This window comes from Streptomyces radiopugnans, from assembly GCF_900110735.1.
Taxonomy (GTDB): domain Bacteria; phylum Actinomycetota; class Actinomycetes; order Streptomycetales; family Streptomycetaceae; genus Streptomyces; species Streptomyces radiopugnans.
In genome coordinates this window covers 15,810-36,066 of the sequence record NZ_FOET01000019.1, presented here as the reverse complement: position 1 = coordinate 36,066, position 20,257 = coordinate 15,810, and the positions used below count along the sequence as shown (strand labels likewise).

Annotated in this window: 20 protein-coding genes; 12 read left to right on the top strand and 8 right to left on the bottom strand. The window is 74.1% G+C overall.

The genetic code is table 11. From position 1 onward, the window contains the following. Positions 1-19: 19 nt before the first annotated feature. The 4 genes from BMY40_RS24630 to BMY40_RS24615 form a co-directional block, all read right to left on the bottom strand. The gene (locus tag BMY40_RS24630) at positions 20-652 is read right to left on the bottom strand and encodes a hypothetical protein (protein ID WP_143071821.1); all 633 of its coding nucleotides are present in this window, start codon (positions 650-652) and stop codon (positions 20-22) included. Between the two features lie 163 nt (positions 653-815). After that, entirely contained in the window at positions 816-1,991 is a 1,176-nt protein-coding gene (locus tag BMY40_RS24625; protein WP_093662986.1) for an RNA polymerase sigma factor, read from the bottom strand. 5 nt (positions 1,992-1,996) lie between these two features. After that, positions 1,997-2,404, bottom strand: a complete 408-nt coding sequence (locus BMY40_RS24620; protein ID WP_093662985.1) for a YciI family protein — start codon at positions 2,402-2,404, stop codon at positions 1,997-1,999. Between the two features lie 565 nt (positions 2,405-2,969). Continuing rightward, the gene (locus tag BMY40_RS24615; protein ID WP_093662984.1) at positions 2,970-4,250 is read right to left on the bottom strand and encodes an MFS transporter; all 1,281 of its coding nucleotides are present in this window, start codon (positions 4,248-4,250) and stop codon (positions 2,970-2,972) included. Positions 4,251-4,335: 85 nt separating this feature from the next. On the opposite strand from BMY40_RS24615, the gene BMY40_RS24610 reads away from it, so the two are divergent. Next, the gene (locus BMY40_RS24610) at positions 4,336-5,013 is read left to right on the top strand and encodes an ArsR/SmtB family transcription factor (protein ID WP_093662983.1); all 678 of its coding nucleotides are present in this window, start codon (positions 4,336-4,338) and stop codon (positions 5,011-5,013) included. A gap of 87 nt (positions 5,014-5,100) precedes the next feature. Here BMY40_RS24610 and BMY40_RS24605 read toward each other — a convergent pair whose 3' ends face one another. Beyond that, on the bottom strand, positions 5,101-5,736 hold the full coding sequence (locus BMY40_RS24605) for a response regulator (protein WP_093662982.1): 636 nt from the start codon (positions 5,734-5,736) through the stop codon (positions 5,101-5,103). Next, entirely contained in the window at positions 5,733-6,977 is a 1,245-nt protein-coding gene (locus BMY40_RS24600) for a sensor histidine kinase (RefSeq protein ID WP_093662981.1), read from the bottom strand. The genes BMY40_RS24605 and BMY40_RS24600 overlap by 4 nt, the downstream gene beginning before the upstream one ends. Positions 6,978-7,155: 178 nt before the next feature. Between BMY40_RS24600 and BMY40_RS24595 the strand changes: the two genes are divergently transcribed. The 7 genes from BMY40_RS24595 (at position 7,156) to BMY40_RS24565 (ending at position 13,590) form a co-directional block, all read left to right on the top strand. Beyond that, positions 7,156-8,244 carry an ABC transporter permease gene (locus BMY40_RS24595; RefSeq protein ID WP_093662980.1) on the top strand — a complete coding sequence of 363 codons (1,089 nt, stop codon included), beginning with the start codon at positions 7,156-7,158 and terminating at the stop codon, positions 8,242-8,244. Next, positions 8,241-8,939: an ABC transporter ATP-binding protein gene (locus BMY40_RS24590; RefSeq protein WP_093662979.1), complete on the top strand. Its 699-nt coding sequence runs from the start codon at positions 8,241-8,243 to the stop codon at positions 8,937-8,939. Before BMY40_RS24595 ends, BMY40_RS24590 begins: the two co-directional genes overlap by 4 nt. Before the next feature lie 148 nt (positions 8,940-9,087). Continuing rightward, a complete protein-coding gene (locus tag BMY40_RS24585) occupies positions 9,088-9,435 on the top strand; it encodes a DUF1330 domain-containing protein (protein ID WP_093662978.1) in 348 nt (115 codons plus the stop codon). Positions 9,436-9,517: 82 nt separating this feature from the next. After that, on the top strand, positions 9,518-9,928 hold the full coding sequence (locus BMY40_RS24580; protein WP_093663040.1) for a VOC family protein: 411 nt from the start codon (positions 9,518-9,520) through the stop codon (positions 9,926-9,928). Between the two features lie 111 nt (positions 9,929-10,039). Continuing rightward, the gene (locus BMY40_RS24575) at positions 10,040-10,510 is read left to right on the top strand and encodes a helix-turn-helix transcriptional regulator (protein WP_093662977.1); all 471 of its coding nucleotides are present in this window, start codon (positions 10,040-10,042) and stop codon (positions 10,508-10,510) included. Beyond that, positions 10,470-10,895, top strand: coding sequence for a helix-turn-helix transcriptional regulator (locus BMY40_RS24570; protein ID WP_093662976.1), 426 nt, complete (start codon positions 10,470-10,472; stop codon positions 10,893-10,895). Before BMY40_RS24575 ends, BMY40_RS24570 begins: the two co-directional genes overlap by 41 nt. A 286-nt stretch (positions 10,896-11,181) precedes the next feature. Next, complete coding sequence (locus BMY40_RS24565; RefSeq protein ID WP_093662975.1) at positions 11,182-13,590, top strand: ATP-binding cassette domain-containing protein; 2,409 nt, start codon at positions 11,182-11,184, stop codon at positions 13,588-13,590. A 46-nt stretch (positions 13,591-13,636) separates the two neighbouring features. On the opposite strand, the gene tpg is transcribed toward BMY40_RS24565, so the two are convergent. Together tpg and tap are read right to left on the bottom strand one after the other, a co-directional pair. Next, positions 13,637-14,191 (bottom strand): telomere-protecting terminal protein Tpg, encoded by a 555-nt coding sequence (gene tpg / locus BMY40_RS24560; RefSeq protein WP_093662974.1) that lies wholly within the window; start codon positions 14,189-14,191, stop codon positions 13,637-13,639. A 3-nt stretch (positions 14,192-14,194) separates the two neighbouring features. After that, a complete protein-coding gene (tap, locus tag BMY40_RS24555; RefSeq protein WP_093662973.1) occupies positions 14,195-16,330 on the bottom strand; it encodes a telomere-associated protein Tap in 2,136 nt (711 codons plus the stop codon). A gap of 427 nt (positions 16,331-16,757) precedes the next feature. Here tap and BMY40_RS24550 point away from each other — a divergent pair, with 427 nt between their 5' ends. From BMY40_RS24550 to BMY40_RS24535, 4 genes are all read left to right on the top strand, one after another. Continuing rightward, positions 16,758-17,273 carry a toxin-antitoxin system HicB family antitoxin gene (locus tag BMY40_RS24550; RefSeq protein ID WP_093662972.1) on the top strand — a complete coding sequence of 172 codons (516 nt, stop codon included), beginning with the start codon at positions 16,758-16,760 and terminating at the stop codon, positions 17,271-17,273. A 91-nt stretch (positions 17,274-17,364) separates the two neighbouring features. Beyond that, positions 17,365-18,210 carry a DUF4097 family beta strand repeat-containing protein gene (locus BMY40_RS24545; RefSeq protein WP_093662971.1) on the top strand — a complete coding sequence of 282 codons (846 nt, stop codon included), beginning with the start codon at positions 17,365-17,367 and terminating at the stop codon, positions 18,208-18,210. A gap of 85 nt (positions 18,211-18,295) precedes the next feature. Further along, entirely contained in the window at positions 18,296-19,291 is a 996-nt protein-coding gene (locus tag BMY40_RS24540; protein ID WP_425443166.1) for an ATP-binding cassette domain-containing protein, read from the top strand. Continuing rightward, positions 19,288-20,079 (top strand): ABC transporter permease, encoded by a 792-nt coding sequence (locus BMY40_RS24535; RefSeq protein WP_093662969.1) that lies wholly within the window; start codon positions 19,288-19,290, stop codon positions 20,077-20,079. Before BMY40_RS24540 ends, BMY40_RS24535 begins: the two co-directional genes overlap by 4 nt. Positions 20,080-20,257: the final 178 nt, after the last annotated feature.

Sequence of the window (20,257 nt, the reverse complement as noted above, 5' to 3'; positions counted from 1 at the left end):
GCGCGGCGGGACGGAGGAGTCAGCCGGACCGGTCCGTCATCTGGTCCTCGGTGAAGGCCACGGCCTCGCGGCCCACCCCGAGCGCGCCGAGCAGGATGTCCAGGGCCGCTTCGACGTCGCGTTGCGAGCGGTTCAGCCACACGAACAGGCGGGGCTCCTCGTGGTGCGCGAAGCGGCTGAGGGCGAACTCCGTGCCCCGGATGCGGAACAGGGCCACGTCCACCTCGCCCAGTTCCTCCCAGGTGCGCTCCACTTCCAGGCGCAGCCGGGCCGCGACCGCCTCCAGCGGCGGCGTCAGCCCGGCGACGATCCGGTAGAAGCCGGCCGCGTACTGCCACGGGCTCACCTGGAAGACGGGGTTCTTCCCCACGTGGTAGCCCAGGGCCGGCGCCGGCTGCCAGTCAGGTTCCGGCCCCGGCACCCGGACCGCACCGGCGCCGGGTACGGCCGCGGGCTCCCCTCCCCCACCGGGCCCCGCGGGGGCGGCGTCCCGGTGCGGGCTCTGCCGGGCGGCGTGCCACTGGTCGGCCAGACGCTGCTTCCAGCCCGCCGGGGGCGGCCAGGGCACACCCCAGGCGGCGAGCTGATCCCGCCGCCGGCCGCCCGCCGGGGTACGCGCGGCCTCTACCTCGTCCGGTGAAGGAATCGTCATCCGGCCCATGATGGTCCAGGGCCGGGACGCGGGCCACCGCCTCGCGCGGCGCGGGGCACCCGACGGCGGTGCCGGGCAGCCGGTGGTGGGACACCGCGGGCGCGCCGGGTGCCGCGGGCAGGTCCGGGCCGCGGCCCCGTCAGCGGTACCGTCGGCGCTGCCGTCAGCGGTGCCTGCGGGCGTTGAGCCGGGCGGCCTGGCGCGTCAGGTGGTCGCGCTCGGCGAGGTTGGGGGCCTTGCCGGCCGCTTCGGCGTACAGCCGTGCCGCCGTCGCGAGGTCGCCGTCGCGTTCGTGGAGGTACGCCGCCACCGCGGCGTGGCGGGGCATGGGGTGGCCTCTGTCCGAAGCGCTCCGGGAGGAGTCCTCCAGCGCCGCGAGCGCCGCCAGACCGGCACGCGGTCCGTCGGCCTCGCCGACGGCCACCGCGCGGTTGAGCCTGACGACCGGGCTGTCGGTCAGGCGCACGAGCTCGTCGTACCACTCGACGATCTGCACCCAGTCGGTCTCCTCGACGGTGGGCGCGTCCGCGTGCAGCGCCGCGATGGCGGCCTGGGCCTGGAACTCGCCCAGCCGGTCGCGGGCGAGCGCCGCCCGCAGGATCCCGATGCCCTCGGCGATCAGTCCGGCGTCCCACCTGCCGCGGTCCTGCTCGGCGAGCGGCACCAGGCTGCCGTCTGGCGCGGTCCGGGCGGCGCGCCGGGCGTGGTGGAGCAGCATGAGGGCGAGCAGCCCCGCCGCCTCCGGGTGGTCGACGGCGACCGCGAGCTGCCGGGTGAGCCGGATGGCCTCGGCCGCGAGGTCGACGTCGCCGGAGTAGCCCTCGTTGAAGACCAGGTAGAGGACGCGCAGCACGGTGGCGACGTCGCCGGGCCGGTCCAGGCGTACGCCGGCCACGGTGCGCTTGGCCCGGCTGATCCGCTGCGCCATGGTCGCCTCGGGCACCAGGTAGGCCCGGGCGATCTGGCGGGTGGTCAGTCCGCCGACGGCGCGCAGCGTGAGCGCGACCGCGGACGACGGTGTCAGCGACGGGTGGGCGCACAGGAAGTAGAGCTGGAGGGTGTCGTCCACCGCGGGCGCGGGCCCGGGCGCCGGCTCCTCCTCGACGCGCTCCTCACGCCGGCGGCGGGCGGTCTCCGCCCGGGCCGCGTCGAGGAACTTGCGCCAGGCCACGGTGACCAGCCAGCCCTTGGGATCCCGCGGCCGGTGGTCCGGCCAGACGCGGAGCGCCTCCAGGAGTGCTTCCTGTACGGCGTCCTCGGCCGCCGCGAAGTCGGCTCCGCGGCGGCCGAGGATCGCGAGCACGCTCGGCGTGAGGCTCCGGAGCAGTGCCTCGTCCATCGGGGTCACTCCGTGATGGTGGGCGGCGCGGTCAGGAACGGGCGCACCTCGAGCCACTCGTGGATCGGCCTGCCGCCCGCCCCGGGGGCGGCCGACAGTTCTCCGGCCAGCTCGACGGCGCGCTCGTGGCTGTCGACGTCGATCACCATCCAGCCGGCGATGAGGTCCTTGGTCTCGGCGAACGGCCCGTCGGTGACGGGCGGGCGGCCCTCGCCGTCGTACCGGACGAACGTCCCCTCCGGGGAGAGCGCCTGGGCGTCGACGAACTCGCCGGTCCCCTCCAGCCGGGCCGCGAAGTCCTGCATGTACTTCACGTGGGCCGAGATCTCCTCCGGCTTCCACTGGTCCATGGGCACGTCGTTGACCGGGGCCGGGGCGCCGCGGTAGTGCTTGAGCAGCAGGTACTTGGCCATCGTGTCTCTCCTCGGTACTGGTGCGGCCCATTGTGGCCGCGTTCACCCCGGGGACGGAGCCGGTCGCGGGTTCTCGACATCGCCGTGCGGGATTTTTCGGCCCGCAGCCCCGGCCGGGCCGGCGGCTCCGCCTCCTCGCGGATGCCACGCGGCGGCGGGCCGGAGGTGTTGACACCGTTCGACGCCTCTCTATGATCCTTAACGTCCGGCAGCTCGGCTGACGTTCGAAATAGCGAACATTCGGTGATCCCGGCCTGCTCGCCCCACAGGACTCCGCAGGCGTGCGCGAAGGTCCCCGGCCGACCCCGGAGACCTCGGAGGCTTCAGGGAGCGGCCGGCGAAGGCGCCTCCCCGCGACACCTCGGCCGCTCCCGCCCCCCGGCGGCGCCGCACCCGTCCGGAAGGCCGCGCGCGAGCGGTGCCGCGTGGCCCACGACGAAACGGAGAGCCCCCATGACCGGGACGGACCGCAGAAGCCGTGGCACCTGATTCACCGGACCGGGCCGCCGTCGCACTCGGTCGGCGGCGGCCCCGGCGGTCCGGCCGTCCCCGCCGGGGCGGCCGGTCACCGTACGGGGTGCTCGGTGATCCAGCGGGCGGCCAGCAGGCCGGAGGCGGCGGTGAGGACGGCGGCGGCGATCACGGTGGCGGCGAGTCCGAGGGTGTCGGCGAGGACGCCGGCGACGAGTGCGCCGGCGGCGTAGCCGATGTCGCGCCAGAAGCGGTAGGTGCCCAGAGCGTTGGCACGCCAGGTGGGGTGGGCGTGGTCGGAGACGGAGGCGATCAGGGCCGGGTAGACCATGGCGGTGCCGATCCCGAGCGCGGTCGCGGACAGGACTCCGGCCAGGAGCGGGCGGTCCAGCAGGGCGAGGGCGAGGACGAAGCCCGCGGCCTGGACGAGCATGCCGGAGACGATGAGGGGCTTGCGGCCGATGCGGTCGGCGAGGTGGCCGGTGGGGATCTGGCCGAGGCCCCACAGGATCGGGTAGAGGCCCTTGATCAGGCCGACGGCCGCCAGCCCCAGACCGTGTTCGGTGAACAGCAGGGGGAAGACGCCCCAGGTCAGGCCGTCGTTGAGGTTGTTCACCAGGCCCGCCTGGCCGGCGCCGCGCAGGGAGCGGTTGTACCAGGAGGTACGGGCGAAGGTGGCGGCCAGGGCGGTGTCCTCGCCGTCGGGCAGGGGCCTGGTGTGCTGGGCGAGTTCGAGGGCGACGTGGGCGGCGGTGTCGCGTACGGCCAGGGACAGGGCCAGACCGGCGGCGACGAAGACGACGCCGATGAGTTCGGGGACGGGGCGCAGTCCGTAGACGGTGGCGAGGTAGCCGGTGAGCAGGGCGGTGACGCCGACGGCGGTGTAACCGGCGGCCTCGTTGAGGCCGGTGGCCAGGCCCCGGCGGGCCGGGCCGACGAGGTCGATCTTCATGTTGACGGTCATCGACCAGGTCAGGCCCTGGTTGAGGCCGAGCAGGACGTTGGCCGCCACGATCCAGCCCCACGAGGGCGCCCAGGCCAGGACGAAGGGGACGGGGACGCCGATCAGCCAGCCCGCCACCAGCAGCTGCTTGCGGCGGAAGCGGGCCGTGAGCGCGCCCGCGGCGAGGTTGGTCAGCGCCTTGGTGATGCCGAAGGCGATGATGAAGGAGAACACCGCCAGGTCGCTGGTCAGGCCGAAGACGTCGGTGCCGATCAGCGGGACGGTCGTGCGCTCCAGGCCGACCAGGCCGCCGACGCAGACGTTGACGATGACCAGCAGCGTGAACTGGAGCCAGTTCTCTCTCAGGCCCAGCCGGACGGGCCGCCCGGAGGCGGCGGCCGGCGGTGCCTGGTGGTCGTCGGAGAACCTCACGGCGCTCCTCCAGGTCTCGGTACGGGAGGCTGGGCCGGTGCGCCCATCCTCGTCTACGATATTCCATGGAAGTATGGAGGATGTTATGGCGGAGACCACGAGGGCCCAGGCCAAGGCGCGGCTCTACGACGCGTTCGCGGCCACCGGCAAGGCCCTGGCCAGCGGAAAACGCCTGGAGCTGCTCGACCTGCTCGCCCAGGGGGAACGCACCGTCGACGCGCTCGCCAAGGCGGCCGGGCTGAACCTGACCACCGCCTCCGCGCATCTGCAGACCCTCAAGCAGGCCGGACTGGTGGCCACCCGGCGCGAGGGGGTGCGCATCCACTACCGGCTCGCCGGCGACGACGTGGCCCGTCTGTTCGCGCTGCTGCGCGAGGTGGCCCAGACGCACCAGGCCGCCGTGGAACCGGCCCGCACCGCCTACCTCGGCGAGGAGGCGGGCCGGGAGGTCGCCCGGGAGGAACTCCTGGCCCGGGTCGGGTCCGGCGACGTCGTCGTGCTGGACGTGCGCCCCGCGCAGGAGTACGCGGCCGGGCACATCCCCGGTGCGATATCCATCCCCGTAGACGAACTCGCCGAGCGCGTCGGCGAACTGCCCGACGGCGTCGAGGTCGTCGCCTACTGCCGCGGCGAGTACTGCGTAATGGCCCATGACGCGGTACGCCTGCTGGCCGAGCAGGGCCGCAAGGCGATCCGCCTGAGCGACGGCATGCTCGAGTGGCGCCTGGCCGACCTGCCCGTGGCCACCGGAACCGGCCTGTGAGCGCCCTCCCGGCCGGGGGCCGGGAGGGCGGGGGCACGGCGCGAACGGTGCCGGCCGGGGGTTCCACCGGGCAGCCGGTGCCGCCCGCTACCGCCGGATGAGGCCGAGTCCGGTGGCGGCGGCGACGGCGGCGGTGCGGGATTCGACGCCGAGCTTGGCGTAGACACGGGCCAGATGGGACTTGACGGTCCCCTCGGTGAGGTGGAGCCGGGCACCGACGGCCTGGTTGGACAGGCCCTCGGCGACCAGGGCGAGCACTTCGGTCTCCCGCCGTGTCAGGGCGGTGCCGGGGGTGCGCAGCCGGTTCATCAGCCGGTCCGCGACGGCCGGGGCCAGCGCGGTGCGGCCCGCGGCGGCGGTGCGTACGGCGGCGGCCAGGTCCTCCGGAGGGGCGTCCTTGAGGAGGTAGCCGGTGGCGCCGGCCTCGATGGCCGGGAGGGTGTCGGCGTCGGTGTCGTAGGTGGTGACGATCACCACCCGGGGCGCCGACGGGCGGGCGGTGATCGCGGCGGTGGCCTCGGCGCCGTTCATCCCCTTGCCGAACTGGAGGTCCATGAGGACGACGTCGACGTCGCCCTCGGCGGCGCGGGCGACCGCGGCCTCTGCGGTGGCGGCCTCGGCCACCACCTCGATGCCGGGTTCGGTCTCCAGCACGGCGCGCAGCCCCGCCCGTACGACGGGGTGGTCGTCGGCCAGGAGCAGACGGATGGCGGAGTCGGTCACGGGCGTGCCTCGGGTGCGGGGTCGGGGTCGAGACCGGCCGCGGTGCCCGCGGGCCGGCCCAGGGGCAGCCGGGCGGTCAGGACGGTGCCGCGGCCGGGGGCGGATTCGACGGTGAGCTCCCCGCCGAGGGCGTGGGCGCGGGCGCGCATGGCGGCCAGCCCGAACCCGCCGGCCTCCGGGCCGGGGGCGGGCGGACGGCCGGGGTCGAAACCGCGTCCGTCGTCGGCGATCTCCACGGCGACGTGGTCGCCGAGGTGGGCGAGGGTGATCCCGACGGTGGCGGCCCCGGCGTGGCGGACGGTGTTGGACAGGGCGGACTGGGCGATCCGCAGCAGCGCGACCTCGTGCGCGGTCGGCAGCGGGACGGGAACGCCGGTGAGGCGCAGGCGTGCGGTGATCCGGTGGCGGGCGCCGGTGGTGGCGCACAGGCGCTCCAGGGCTCCGGCCAGGGTGGTGCCCTCCAGGGCGGGCGGGGCGAGGGCGGCGACGAAGCGGCGGGCCTCGGCGAGGTTGTCGGCGGCGGCCTGGCGGGCCTGGCCGACATGGCGGGCGGCGGTCTCCGGCGCGCCGGGCAGGGCCCGTTCGGCGGCCCGCAGCAGCAACTGGATGCTGGTCAGCCCCTGGGCGAGGGTGTCGTGGATCTCGCGGGCCAGGCGTTCGCGCTCGGCCAGCACGCCGGCGGTGTGCTGGGCCGCGGCCAGATCGGCACGGGTGGCGGTGAGCTCCTCGATCAGCCGCCTGCGCCGTTCGCTCTCCCGGTACAGGGTCTGGTACCCCCGCACCACAGCCACCGCCACGGCGGCGCCGAGGGCCGGTCCGATCGTCACCGCCGCGCCGAAGGAGCCCTGGTGGACGGCGAAGCCGACGGTGGCCGCCGCCGCGGTGGCCGCCACGGCGGCCGGGCCCGCGCGGCGGGGCAGCAGGTGGAGCTGGAGGAAGTACAGCGGGAACGCCACCCACACCCCGTCCGCCGAGAGGGCCAGCAGCACCAGCCAGGCGGCGCCCACGGCGGCCAGCCACAGCGCGGCGGACCGCCGCGAGCGGCCCACCCGGGGCAGCAGCGGACCGGCCGCGTACACCAGGCCGCACGCCGCCGCCGCGGCGACGACCGCTCCGGCGTGCGGAGAGCCGCCGGCCACGGCCCGCCCGGCGGTCAGCGCGAGCAACCCGGCGACCAGCAGATGCAGGCACCAGGCCAGAGCCCGGGTGGTGGGGGTCGGAGCGGGGGCGGCGGTGTTCACAGTCCTTCCATCCTAAGGAGAGGCCCCTCGGCCGGTCCTCTGTCGAAAGTTGCAACCGGCGTGCCGCCTTTCGATCCGCCGATTGCCGTCCTGGGCCGGATGCCCTGCCGGAGGGCGGCGGCGAGAGTGGGGGCATACCGCTTCCACCCCCGTGTCCCCTGGAAGGGCAGGCCGCACCGTGTTCGTCGCGTGGAGAGACCTGAAGTTCGCCAAGGGGCGCTTCGCCCTGATGGGCACCGTCATCGTGCTGATCACCCTGCTGGTCGGACTGCTGTCCGGCCTGACCGCCGGTCTGGGCCGGCAGAACACCTCCGCGATCACCTCCCTGCCCGCCGACAGGATCGCCTTCGCGGCCCCGGGCGAGGGCGGGGAGCCGTCGTACGCGGACTCCACCGTCACCGAGGAGCAGTGGCGCAGCTGGGCCAGGGCTCCCGGGGTGAGCGGCGCCGAGCCGCTGGGCATCACCACCGCGAAGGCCACCGCCGGGAACAGGAGCGCCGGTGTGTCCGCCTTCGGGGTACGGCCCGGCTCCGCGCTCGCCCCCGGCGGCGGCCGGCTCGGCGGCGATGCGGTGGTCCTGTCCGCCACCGCCGCTCACGACCTCGGTCTCACAGCGGGTGACGCCTTCGTCCTCGCCGGACGGCGGGTGACCGTGGCCGCCGTGAGCGGCGACGCCTTCTTCAGCCACACCCCGGTCGTCTGGACCGGTCTCGGCCTCTGGCGGGAGATCACGCCCTCCGCGGGCGGGGCCGACGGGCCGACGGCCACCGTCATCGCCCTGCGCACCACCTCCGCCACCGACGTCGGGGCCGCCGACCGCGCGGCGGGCACGAGGACGGTCTCCAGGGACGAATCGCTGTCCGCGATCGGCTCCTACGCCTCCGAGAACGGCTCCCTGCAGCTGATGCGCGGCTTCCTCTTCGCGATCTCCGCCCTGGTCGTCGGCGCCTTCTTCACCGTGTGGACCATCCAGCGCAGCGGCGACATCGCCGTCCTCAAGGCCCTGGGCGCCTCCACCGCCACCTTGCTGAAGGACGCCCTCGGCCAGGCCGTCGTCCTGCTGGCGGCCGGCACCCTGATCGGCACCGGCTGCGCCGCCGCCGTCGGAGCCCTCGTCTCCGGCATGGACGTGCCCTTCGTGCTCACACCCGCCACCGTCCTCGTCCCGGCCGCCGTGATGATCGCCCTCGGGGCGCTCGGGGCCGCCCTGTCCGTCCGCCGCATCACCTCCGTCGACCCGCTGACCGCCCTGGGGAGCGCCCGATGAGCCTGCACCTGACCGACGTCACCCTGACCTACCCCGACGGCGGCTCCCGGCTGACCGCCCTCGACGGGGTCTCCCTGGACGTGCCGGGGGGCAGCCTCACCGCGGTCGTCGGGCCCTCGGGCTCGGGCAAGTCCAGCCTGCTGGCGGTCGCCGCCACCCTCATCACCCCCGAGCGCGGCACCGTCACCGTCGACGGCATCACGACCACCGGCATGACCCGCGCGGAACTCGCCGAGCTTCGCCGACGCGGAATCGGCATCGTCTTCCAGCAGCCCAGCCTGCTGCCCTCCCTCACGGCCGCCGAACAGCTCCAGGTCATGGCGCGGATCGACGGACGCTCCCCGGCCGGGGCCCGCGGCCGGGCCATGGACCTGCTCGACGCGGTCGGTCTGGCCGACCTGGCGGACCGGCGCCCCCACCAGCTCTCCGGCGGCCAGCGCCAGCGCGTCAACATCGCCCGTGCCCTGATGAACGACCCCACCGTCCTCCTGGTCGACGAGCCCACCAGCGCCCTGGACCACGAACGCGGCACCGCCGTCGTCGACCTGATCGCCCGCCTCACCCGCCGGCAGGCCACCGCGACCGTCCTGGTCACCCACGACCGCGCCCACCTCACCGCGGCCGACCGGATCGCCGAGATCCGCGACGGGCGGCTGCGCATCCCCGCCGCGGCCGGGCAGGCCCGCGCGTCCTGACGACCGCCGCCGGAGCCCCCGCCGGCCGCGGCGGCCGGCCTGCCCGCGCCGTGCGCCGGAGGCGATGACCCGAGGGGTAATCGCCTCCGGCGCGTGCGGATGCCAGGATCACCCGCGTACGGAGCCCCGCCGGCCGGAAGGAACCATCGTGCCCGCCTACGCCATAGCCCATCTGCGGGAAGCCGCCCCGCACCCGGAGATCGCCGAGTACATCGAGCACATCCCCGCCACCTTCGAGCCGTACGGCGGCCGCTTCCTCGTGCACGCCGCGCAGCACGAGGTGAAGGAGGGGAGCTGGCCCGGGCACGTCGTGATGATCGCCTTCCCCGGGATCGCCGAGGCGCGCGCCTGGTGGGACTCACCGGCCTACCGGGAGATCGCGCCGCTGCGGTCCCGACACATCGCCGGCGACATCATCCTGGTCGAGGGCGTCCCCGAGGGCTACGACCCGGCCGCCACCGCGCGGGCGATGCGGGAGGCCCTGCCCGCCGGGTGAACCGGACCGGCCGGGAAACCGGCCGGGAAACCGGTCAGGAACGGAGAAGCGCGGACCGCGGAGTGCTTCTAGCGTGGCCTGCATGGACATCACCATTCACACGACCTTCCTCCCGCACGACGACCCGGACGCGTCCCTGGCGTTCTACCGCGACGTCCTCGGCTTCGAGGTCCGCAGCGACGTCGGGCAGGGCAGGATGCGCTGGATCAGCGTCGGCCCCGCCGGCCGGTCCGGCACGTCCATCCTCCTGGCGCCGCCGGCCACCGACCCCGGGATCACCGAGGACGAGCGCCGCACCATCGCCGAGATGATGGCCAAGGGCACCTACGGCTGGATCCTGCTGGCCACCCCCGACCTCGACGGCACTTTCGAGAAGGTGCAGGCCAAAGGCGCCGAGGTCGTCCAGGAGCCGGTCGAGCAGCCGTACGGCGTCCGCGACTGCGCCTTCCGCGACCCCGCGGGCAACCTGATCCGCATCCAGGAACTCCGCTGAGCCACCGATCCGCCGTGCGGCCGATCCGGCCGGGCGTCGGCCGGGCGCCGGCCGCTCCGCCGTGACGGCCGCGGCGGCCGGCGCCCGGTCGCCGACGAAGGGAGTTCTCCCATGTGCCACCCCGCGTGGGGGCGCGCACTCGCCCAGGCCCGGCGCCTGGAGGACCTCGCGCGACTGCGCCGCGTCCGCGACCGGATCGACCGGGAGTACGCGCTGCCGCTGGACGTCGAGGCGCTCGCCCGCGGTGCGGGCATGCCCGCCGGGCACCTCGCCCGTCAGTTCCGCCTGGCCTACGGCCGGTCACCGTACGCGTACCTGACGGCCCGCAGGATCGAGCGGGCGGCGGCGCTGCTGCTCCGCGGCGGCCTCGGCGTCGCCGAGGCCCGCTCCCCCGCCGGCCGCACCTCGCCGGGCGCCTTCACGGCCCGCTTCACCGACACGGCCCGCTTCACCGAGCCGGCCGGCGTGCCACCCGGCGAGGTGCTCCGCCGCGTGCCGGAAACAGTGCCGGTGATGCCCGGTGCCGTGGGATGGTGGTCGTGTGACCTTGGAGGATCTCGTCCGGCTGCGCCGGGCCCGTGACCGGATGGACCGCGACTACGCGGAGCCGCTCGACGTCCCGGCCCTGGCGCGTGCCGCCCTCATGTCGCCGGGCCACTTCTCCCGCAGCTTCCGCGCCGCCTTCGGGGAGACGCCGTACAGCTATCTGATGACGCGCCGGATCGAGCGGGCCAAGGCGCTGCTGCGGCGGGGGGACATGTCGGTGACGGAGGTCTGCTTCGCGGTCGGCTGCACCTCGCTGGGGTCGTTCAGCTCGCGCTTCACCGAGCTGGTCGGCGAGAGCCCGAGCGCCTACCGGGCCCGGCGGCACGACGAGGGGGCCGCCGTACCGGCCTGCATCGCCAAGATCCACACGCGACCGGCCAGGAACGGAGAAGCGAAACCCGCTCCCCCGTCCGTAGCGTGAGGCTCGTGGACACCGGGCTCCGGCAGTGCCTCATCGCCGCCGGCGACCACGACGAGGCGCTCGCCCTCCACCGGGACGTGCTCGGCCCGGGGTGCGCGGTGACGCCGCGTTCGAGGGGATGCCGCGCTTCGCCCGGCCCCGCGGACGGTGACGCCGGGCCCCGTGGACCGGGCGCGACAGCGCCGACGAAAGAGACCGGAACGTACGTGCCCGGAACGGGCCGGACAGGACCGGGCGACACCGGAGGGCCGCGAAGAAGGCCCCGCCCAACGGATACGGAGAGACGATGAGCATGGCCAGGGGGACGGACACGCGGGCGCCCGAGCCGCACGCCGCCGACAGCCACGACCTGATCCGCGTGCACGGCGCACGCGTGAACAACCTCAAGGACGTCAGCATCGAGATCCCGAAGCGCCGGCTGACGGTGTTCACCGGGGTCTCCGGCTCGGGCAAGAGCTCACTGGTGTTCGACACGATCGCCGCCGAGTCGCAGCGGCTGATCAACGAGACCTACAGCACCTTCGTCCAGGGCTTCATGCCCACGCCGACCCGGCCCGAGGTCGACGTGCTCGAAGGGCTGACGACCGCGATCATCGTCGACCAGCAGCGGATGGGCAGCGACCCCCGCTCCACCGTCGGCACCGCCACCGACGCCAACGCGATGCTGCGCATCCTCTTCAGCCGGCTCGGACGGCCGTACATCGGCCCGCCCGCCGCGTTCTCCTTCAACGTCGCCTCGGTCTCGGCGAGCGGCGGGTTCACGGTCGACCGCGGCGCCGACAGGACCAGGACCGAGAAGGTGACCTTCAGCCGCACCGGCGGCATGTGCACGCGCTGCGAAGGCCGGGGCGCGGTCTCCGACATCGATCTCACCCAGCTCTACGACGACTCCAAGTCGCTCTCCGAGGACCCGTTCACCATCCCCACCTACACCGGGGACGGCTGGGTGGTGCGGGTCATCACCGAGTCGGGCTTCTTCGACCCGGGCAAACCGATCCGCGAGTACACCGAGAAGGAGCGCCACGACTTCCTGTACCGCGAACCGACCAAGGTGAAGGTCAACGGCGTCAACCTCACCTACGAGGGACTGATCCCGAAGATCCAGAAGTCGTTCCTCTCCAAGGACCGGGAGTCGATGCAGCCGCACATCCGGGCCTTCGTGGACCGGGCGGTCACCTTCACCGAGTGCCCCGAGTGCGGCGGCAGCAGGCTCAGCGAGCAGGCCCGCTCGTCGAAGATCGAGGGGATCTCCATCGCCGACGCCTGCGCGATGGAGATCCGCGACCTGGCCGAGTGGGTCCGCGGCCTCGACGAGCCCTCGGTGGCGCCGCTGATCGTCTCCCTGCAGCGGTCGCTCGACTCGTTCGTGGAGATCGGGCTGGGCTACCTCTCGCTCGACCGGCCGTCGGGCACGCTGTCGGGCGGCGAGGCGCAGCGGGTGAAGATGATCCGCCACCTCGGCTCCTCGCTCACCGACGTCACCTACGTCTTCGACGAGCCCACCGTCGGCCTCCACCCGCACGACATCCAGCGGATGAACAACCTGCTGCTGCGCCTGCGCGACAAGGGCAACACCGTCCTCGTCGTCGAGCACAAGCCGGAGACGATCGCCATCGCCGACCACGTCGTCGACATCGGCCCCGGTGCCGGTACGGCGGGCGGCACCGTCTGCTTCGAGGGCACCGTCGAGGGGCTGCGGGCCGCGGACACCCTCACCGGCCGCCACCTCGACGACCGGGCCGCCCTCAAGGAGGCGGTGCGCAAGCCCGTCGGCACCCTGGAGATCCGCGGCGCGACGGCGCACAACCTGCGGAACGTCGACGTCGACATCCCGCTCGGGGTGCTCTGCGTGGTCACCGGCGTGGCGGGCTCCGGCAAGAGCTCGCTGGTGCACGGGTCGCTGCTCCAGCGGTCGAAGGCCGACGGTACCGGCGTGGTCTGCGTCGACCAGACGCCCATCCGCGGCTCCAGGCGGAGCAACCCGGCCACCTACACCGGACTGCTCGACCCGATCCGCAAGGCGTTCGCCAAGGCAGGCGGAGTCAAACCGGCGCTGTTCAGCGCCAACTCCTCGGGGGCCTGCCCCACCTGCAACGGCGCCGGCGTCGTCTACACCGACCTGGCGATGATGGCCGGTGTCGCCACCGTCTGCGAGGAGTGCGAGGGGAGGCGGTTCCAGGCGTCGGTGCTGGAACACCGCCTCGGCGGACGCGACATCAGCGAGGTGCTCGCGATGCCGGTGGCCGAGGCCGAGGAGTTCTTCGGCACCGGTGAGGCGCGCACCCCGGCCGCGCACCGGATCCTCGGCCGGCTCGTCGACGTCGGACTCGGCTACCTCACCCTCGGCCAGCCGCTCACCACGCTGTCCGGCGGCGAGCGGCAGCGGCTGAAGCTGGCCACGCACATGGGCGAGAAGAGCGGCGTCTACATCCTCGACGAGCCGACCACCGGTCTCCACCTCGCCGACGTCGAGCAGCTGCTCGGCCTGCTGGACCGGCTGGTGGACTCCGGGAAGACCGTCATCGTCGTCGAGCACCACCAGGCGGTCATGGCGCACGCCGACTGGATCATCGACCTCGGCCCCGGCGCCGGACACGACGGCGGCCGGATCGTCTTCGAGGGGACGCCCGCCGACCTCGTCGCCTCCCGCTCCACCCTCACCGGCGAGCATCTCGCGTCCTACGTCGGCGCCTGACCGGCGGGACCCCGGCCCGCCGCCGTGACGGCGGCGGGCCGGGCGCTCAGAAGGACACGTCGATGTAGTCGATGTCGGTGAAGGCGACTTCGAGGCGGTCGGCGCGGCGCCCGCCGTCGCGGAAGTACTCCTCCTGGAGTCCTTCGGCGACGATGTCGCGCAGCTGCTGGTCACCGGCCCCCTGCTGCCGGGCGGCGAAGAGGCGGTCGGCGTAGGCCGGGGGGAGGTGGACGGTCAGGCGGCGCAGGCGGGGGTCGTCGGTGGAGCCGATGGGGGCGGAGTAGCCGAACCGGGCGCGGGTCTCGATGGTGATGCCGCCGGTGGTGGCGGCCTCGCGGCGGCGGCGCTTGCGTACCAGGGGCTGCCAGCGGGCGCGGACGGCGGCGTCGATGCGGTCGGCGATGTGCCGGGGCGGCCTCTTGCGGTCGCCCCGGCGGTAGCGCTCCACCGAGCGCTGGCTGACGCCGAGTTCCTCGGCGACGGCCCGGGTGGTCTTGAGCTTGCTCAGCAGGAAGTTGATCCGGGCCTGGAGGGACTTGGGCGGGTTGCGGGTGAACGCCTCCGCCTCGGCGCGCTCGAGGGCGTCGTCGATCTCGCCCACGGGTCACTCTCCTTCGTCCAGGACGGCGTCGACGCCGTCCTTGATGTGGCGGGCGGGGTTGTAGCCCTGTTCCATCAGGTCGACCGCCCAGGCCAGCTGCGCCACGCCCTCGACCTTGCACAGGCCCGGGCTGGGGCCGAGGCGGAAGGAACCGGGCAGTGGCTTGCCGGAGGCGGTGTAGGGCAGGAAGTCCAGCGGCGACTCGCCGGGACTGGGGTAGACCACGCAGTCGGACAGGACGGCCAGGGGGTACAGGCCGGTCGCCTCGGCGGTCCTGAGCATCTTGCGGTGCATGTTGACGCGGGCCCTGGAGATGACGGCCGCGCGGATGTCGGGGCGCCAGGTCGGGCGCTCCAGGGCGGGCCAGCGCTCCCCGTCCCGGTGGTGGCGTCCCTGGGGGCGCTCGCGGAGCTTGCCGATACCGCCCTTGACGGTGGCCTTGATCGCGGTGAGGACCATGGCCAGGGCCGGGTCGGCCTGCCTGTGGCGTTCCATCGCGGCGAGGAAGGCGGCGTCGGTGAGGTCCTTGGTGACACCGAGGTCGGCGAGGGTGTCGAGGTAGGCGGCCTTGAGCCGGTCGTGCCAGGGGTCGAGGTACGCGCCGGTCTCCCGGCGCAGGTACGCCTCGGCGGGCCGGACGTCGTACCCCAGCTCCTGGGCGTAGGCGACGGTGGGGGTGGCGTACCAGGCCGGCCCGGTGGGGCGCTCGCCGGTGGGGGTGAAGGGTGAGGGCAGGCGCGGGTCGAGGTCGATGTGGGACAGGTCCGCGTACCAGCAGCCGGGGATCTTCTTGTCGAACACCGGGCGGGTGACGTGCTCGGGGCCGGACAGGCCGACGGTGAGGCGGGCGGCGGCGGCCAGGAACGCGGTGTTGATGTCCAGGCCGACCGCGAAGGGCAGCAGGCACTCGGCGTCCGACAGCAGGCCGACGTCGCGGACCCACTGGTAGACCTCCTCGTCCAGGAACCCTCCCTCCCAGCCCTGGGCGACGGGGTGCCCGGCGGGAGCCTCGGGCGGGGCGGGGTCGACCGGGTCGGTGCCGAGCGACCCGGGGTTGCGGCCGGAGACCCAGGCGCCGCTTTCGGCGTCCCGCACGGCCCGGGTGGGCGGGCGCAGGGCGGTCATCAGCTCCAGCCCGGTCACGGCCGTCGAGCCGCGCGGGGTGATGACCCGGGTGGCGTAGAGGCCCAGGGCGTCGGCGAGCCGGGCCGGGGGCAGACCGGCGGCACCGGGCCAGGCCCGCGCGTCGAGCGCGTCCCAGGGCAGGACGGCCAGCTGTACGCACTGCCGCTGCCCGCCCTGCGCGGGGCGGTAGACGCGGGCCCAGGGGCCGAAGCCGCGTTTGGTGAGCTTCCACCGTGCCTTGGCGAGCTGCTTGACCACCGGGTGGTCGTCGGGCAGGCGCAGGGTGCGGCGGGCCTCGCGCCCTTCCAGGCGCTCGGGCAGGCCGAGCCTCACCGCCGCGGAGGCGGTGAGCACGATCAGCGGGTCGGAGTCCTTGCCCGCGCGGTGCAGCCGGGGCGCGCCCAGGCCGGATTCGGTCAGCGTCCACTCCACCAGTTCGGGGATGGTCGTGGCCGGGCACTCCAGGAGGATGCCCTGTGCGCCGTATGCGATGCCGTCGCCGTCCAGCACGGCCAGCGGGCCGTGCCGGTAGGGGGCGGCGGCGATGTTCGGCACCGGCCGCTCGCGTGCCGGTCGGCGTGGCGGCGCGGGAGGGGAGGCGGGCGCGGCGGGCCGCTCCGCATCCGGTGCGGCGGCGGGTTCCGGCCCGGCCGGGGGTTCGGCGGCCGCGGGGGGTGACGCGGGTGCGGCGGCCGGCTGCCGGGGGGCGGGGGCCGCAGTCGTCGTCTCCGGTGCCGGAGCGGACGGGGGCGAGGGAGCGTCGAGCCTGGGGTACTTCGCCGCCCAGCCCTCCAGCAGCCGCTGGTACGCCTGCAGTCGTGGCGGCCTCGGCTCCGCGCGCCCGTTCTCCCAGTTCTTCACCGTCTGCAGCGTCGACTTCATCGCCTGGGCCAGACGGGCCTGGGTGATTCCGGCGGCCTCCCGCAGACGGGCCCGCTCCGCCGGGGGCGGCAGTTGCGGCTCCTCCTCCAGCAGGGCGTCGACGGACGCGAACAGCTCTTCCTCGGTGGGCACGCCTGTCACCTCCGCCCGGAAGCTATCAGATCCGACCCTTTCCCTCGTTGCCTCCTGACCAGCTCCTTTAACCCTGTCCTCCATCCCGCGAAGGGGGCCGGAAGCGCACACGGCCGCCGGTCCCCGCGCCGCCGGACCCCGAGCGCGTGTCCGCCCGCTCCGGTGGAGGCGGGTTCGCGCCGGCGGGGCCGGGCGACAGGGAGGAGCCATAACGGCACCCAATGGCGCCACCCGGTGCCAGCAGGCGCCAGATGGCACCCAATGGCGCCACTCAATGTCCCCAGGACTACGTGGGCATGCATGACACCACGACCACCCGGGCCGAACTCCTGGCGTTCTCGCAGATCAGAGTGCCGCTCCTGCATCCCGCCCACACGAGGCGCCATTCGGGCTTGCACATGGCACCACATGGTGCCAACATAGCGCCATGGACCTCACCCCGTATGTCGACACCCTCCGCCGCGAACTGGCGGTGGCCGCCGAGGCCGGCGGTGGCGAAGCCCGCGAGCTGGCCGAGAGGCTCACCGCCCCCCTGGAGTCGGCGGCCCGGCTGACCATGCTCAACGTGCTCTCCGCCGCGATGAACGAGATCACCCGCGAACTCGCTCCCGGTTCGGTCGACGTACGGCTGCGCGGGCTCGACCCCGACTTCGTGGTGACGCCGCCGCCCGTCGGCGGCGCCCCCGCCGAGCCCTCCGCACCCGCCGGACCGATCGCGGCACCGGCCCCGGCCGACGGCGAGGAGGGCGGCACCGCCCGCGTCAACCTGCGCCTGCCGGCCCATCTCAAGGCACGCGCCGAGGAGGCCGCGAGCCGCGAGGGCCTGTCGGTCAACGCGTGGCTGGTGCGCGCCGTGTCGGCCGCGCTCGACGGCGGCGGCCGTCCCCGCCCGGCGGAGAGGACCCAGACCATCGGGCAGAGCTACACCGGCTGGGTGCGCTAACCCGCGCCCGGCGCCCTGCGCCCGCACCACTTCACCCACACCACGTCCCACCAGCGGGGACGCCCCGAAGACCCAGGAGGACGGGACAGCCATGCCTTCTTTCGACACACCCGAACCGATCTCGGCCACGGCTCACGTGGAGGCCGGCTCCATCCGGTTCACCGCCGGCGACCGCCTCGACACCGTCGTCGAGGTGCGGCCCCGCGACCCGAAGCGGGAGCAGGACGTACGGGCGGCCGAGCAGACCGAGGTCACGTACGCGAGCGGCGCCCTGACCGTCAGGACGCCCAGGCGGCGCCACCTCGTCGGGCGCACCGGCATCGTCGATGTGACGGTCGAACTGCCCGCGGACTCGCACGTCGACCTGACCGGCGCCTGGGCCCAGGTGCTCGGTGAGGGCCGGCTCGGCGAGGTCCGGGTGAAGACCTCGTCCGGCGACGTCCGCCTCGACGCGACCGGTCCGCTGAAGCTGACGGCCTCACACGGCTCGATCACCGTCGACCGGGTCGAGGGCCCGGCCGAGATCACCACCAGCTCCGGCAGCCTGCGCGTCGGCGCCGTACACGGTTCCGCCGTCCTGAAGAACTCGCACGGCACCACGACCGTCGGCACCGCGACCGGCGAGTTGCGGGTCAGCGGTGCCAACGGCGACATCGACATCACACGCGCCGAGGGGCCGGTCGTCGCCACCACCGCCCACGGCACCCTGCGCGTCGCCGAAGTCGCCCGCGGGAAGGTCCAGTTGGAGACCTCCTACGGCGCCATCGAGGTCGGTGTCCGCGAGGGCACCGCCGCCTGGCTCGACGTCAGCTCCGGCCGCGGGCAGGTGCGCAACACGCTCACCGCCTCCGAGGCCCCGGAGGGGACCGAGGACACCGTCGAGATCCGCGCCCGGACCCGCTACGGCAACATCGACGTCCGCCGCGCCCGGGTCTGAGCACCGGCCCCGCGGGCTCACCCGTTCTCCGCCGCCTCACCGCCTCACCCTCTTCACCGCCTCGGTCTCCGAAAGGGAGGACTCCATGCCTTCATCTGTCATGTCCACATCCAATTCGAGCGGCGGTCCGCGGCCTCCCGCCGCCGTCTCCGCCGTCGGGCTGCGCAAGTCCTACGGTGACAAGACCGTCCTCGACGGCATCGATCTGCACATCCCGGCCGGCTCGGTGTTCGCGCTGCTCGGACCCAACGGCGCCGGCAAGACCACCGCCGTCAAGATCCTGTCCACCCTCATCGGCGCCGACGGCGGCCGGGCCCAGGTCGCGGGCCACGACATCGCCACATCACCGCAGGCCGTGCGCGCCGCGATCGGCGTCACCGGGCAGTTCTCCGCCGTCGACGGCCTGATCACCGGCGAGGAGAACATGCTCCTCATGGCCGACCTGCACCACCTGTCCAGGCGCGAGGGGCGGCGGGTCACCGCCGAACTGCTGGAACGCTTCGGCCTCACCGACGCCGCGAAGAAGCCCGCCTCCACCTACTCCGGCGGTATGAGGCGCCGCCTCGACATCGCCATGACGCTCGTCGGCGGCCCGCGGATCATCTTCCTCGACGAGCCGACCACCGGCCTCGATCCCCGCTCCCGCCACAACATGTGGCAGATCGTCCGCGAGCTGGTGTCCGGCGGCACCACCGTCTTCCTCACCACCCAGTACCTGGAGGAGGCCGACGAACTCGCCGACCGCATCGCCGTGCTGCACGACGGCAGGATCGCCGCCGAGGGAAGCGCCGGCGAGCTGAAGCGGCTGGTGCCCGGCGGCCATGTCCGCCTGCGGTTCACCGACCCGGCCGCCTACCGGTCCGCCGCCGGCGCCCTGCGCGAGGCCGCCCGCGACGACGAGGCCCTCGCGCTGTCCATACCCGGCGACGGCACCCAGCGCGAGCTGCGCTCCCTCCTCGACCGGCTGGACTCGGCCGGCATCGAGGCCGACGAACTGACCGTGCACACCCCCGACCTCGACGACGTGTTCTTCGCCCTGACCGGCGGCACCGACCAGACCTCCGAGGAGGCCGTCCGATGAGCTCCCTGTCCCTCGCCGTGCGCGACTCGTCCACGATGCTGCGCCGCAACCTGCTGCACGTGCGGCGCTACCCGTCCCTGACGCTGAACCTCCTGCTCACGCCGATCGTCCTGCTGCTGCTGTTCGTCTACGTCTTCGGCGAGGTGATGAGCGCGGGCATCGGAGGCGGCGGGGCCGACCGCTCCGCGTACCTGGCCTACCTCGTGCCGGGCCTGCTGCTGATGACCATCGGCAGCGCCACGATCGGCACCGCGGTGTCCGTGTCCATGGACATGTCCGAGGGCATCATCGCCCGCTTCCGCACGATGGCGATCCACCGCGGCTCCGTGCTCGTCGGACGCGTCGTCGGCAGCGTGCTGCAGTCGGTCGCCGGCGTGGTCCTGGTCGGGGCCGTCGCCGTGGCCATCGGTTTCCGGGCCGAGGGCGCCACCGCCCTGGAGTGGCTGGCGGCGTTCGGGCTGCTCGTGCTGGTCGCCCTGGCGCTCACCTGGATCGCCGTCGGGATGGGCATGGTCAGCCCGAACGCCGAGGCGGCCAGCAACAACGCGCTGCCGCTGATCGTCCTGCCGCTCGTCTCCAGCGCCTTCGTCCCCGTCGAAGCGATGCCGGGCTGGTTCCGGCCGATCGCCGAGTACCAGCCGTTCACGCCGGCCATCGAGACCCTGCGCGGCCTGCTGCTCGGCACCGAGATCGGCCACAACGGCCCGCTCGCCGTCGCCTGGTGCCTGGGCCTGACCACGCTCGGCTACTTCTGGTCCAAGTCCCTGTTCAACCGCGACCCGAGGTAACCGGAACGACCGCGCGGGCCGCCGCCCGCAGCCCCCCCCACCCCCCACCCGGGGGCGGTGTACGCCGACGCGGTGTCGGCGTACACCGCCCCCGGGGCGTGCCCCCGGCCTCCTGCCGGGGCACCGCCCGCCCTGTCGGCCGGTGGACGGCCGCCGTCAGGACCGGTGATTCGGCCGA

Excerpts from the sequence above, each read along its gene's own strand:
- BMY40_RS24630 (WP_143071821.1), bottom strand. The coding sequence starts at position 652 with ATGACGATTCCTTCACCGGACGAGGTAGAGGCCGCGCGTACCCCGGCG.
- BMY40_RS24575 (WP_093662977.1), top strand. The coding sequence starts at position 10,040 with ATGTGCCACCCCGCGTGGGGGCGCGCACTCGCCCAGGCCCGGCGCCTG.
- BMY40_RS24590 (WP_093662979.1), top strand. The coding sequence starts at position 8,241 with ATGAGCCTGCACCTGACCGACGTCACCCTGACCTACCCCGACGGCGGC.
- BMY40_RS24625 (WP_093662986.1), bottom strand. The coding sequence starts at position 1,991 with ATGGACGAGGCACTGCTCCGGAGCCTCACGCCGAGCGTGCTCGCGATC.
- BMY40_RS24580 (WP_093663040.1), top strand. The coding sequence starts at position 9,518 with ATGGACATCACCATTCACACGACCTTCCTCCCGCACGACGACCCGGAC.
- BMY40_RS24565 (WP_093662975.1), top strand. The coding sequence starts at position 11,182 with ATGAGCATGGCCAGGGGGACGGACACGCGGGCGCCCGAGCCGCACGCC.
- BMY40_RS24535 (WP_093662969.1), top strand. The coding sequence starts at position 19,288 with ATGAGCTCCCTGTCCCTCGCCGTGCGCGACTCGTCCACGATGCTGCGC.
- BMY40_RS24620 (WP_093662985.1), bottom strand. The coding sequence starts at position 2,404 with ATGGCCAAGTACCTGCTGCTCAAGCACTACCGCGGCGCCCCGGCCCCG.
- BMY40_RS24550 (WP_093662972.1), top strand. The coding sequence starts at position 16,758 with ATGGACCTCACCCCGTATGTCGACACCCTCCGCCGCGAACTGGCGGTG.
- BMY40_RS24540 (WP_425443166.1), top strand. The coding sequence starts at position 18,296 with ATGCCTTCATCTGTCATGTCCACATCCAATTCGAGCGGCGGTCCGCGG.
- BMY40_RS24545 (WP_093662971.1), top strand. The coding sequence starts at position 17,365 with ATGCCTTCTTTCGACACACCCGAACCGATCTCGGCCACGGCTCACGTG.
- BMY40_RS24610 (WP_093662983.1), top strand. The coding sequence starts at position 4,336 with ATGGCGGAGACCACGAGGGCCCAGGCCAAGGCGCGGCTCTACGACGCG.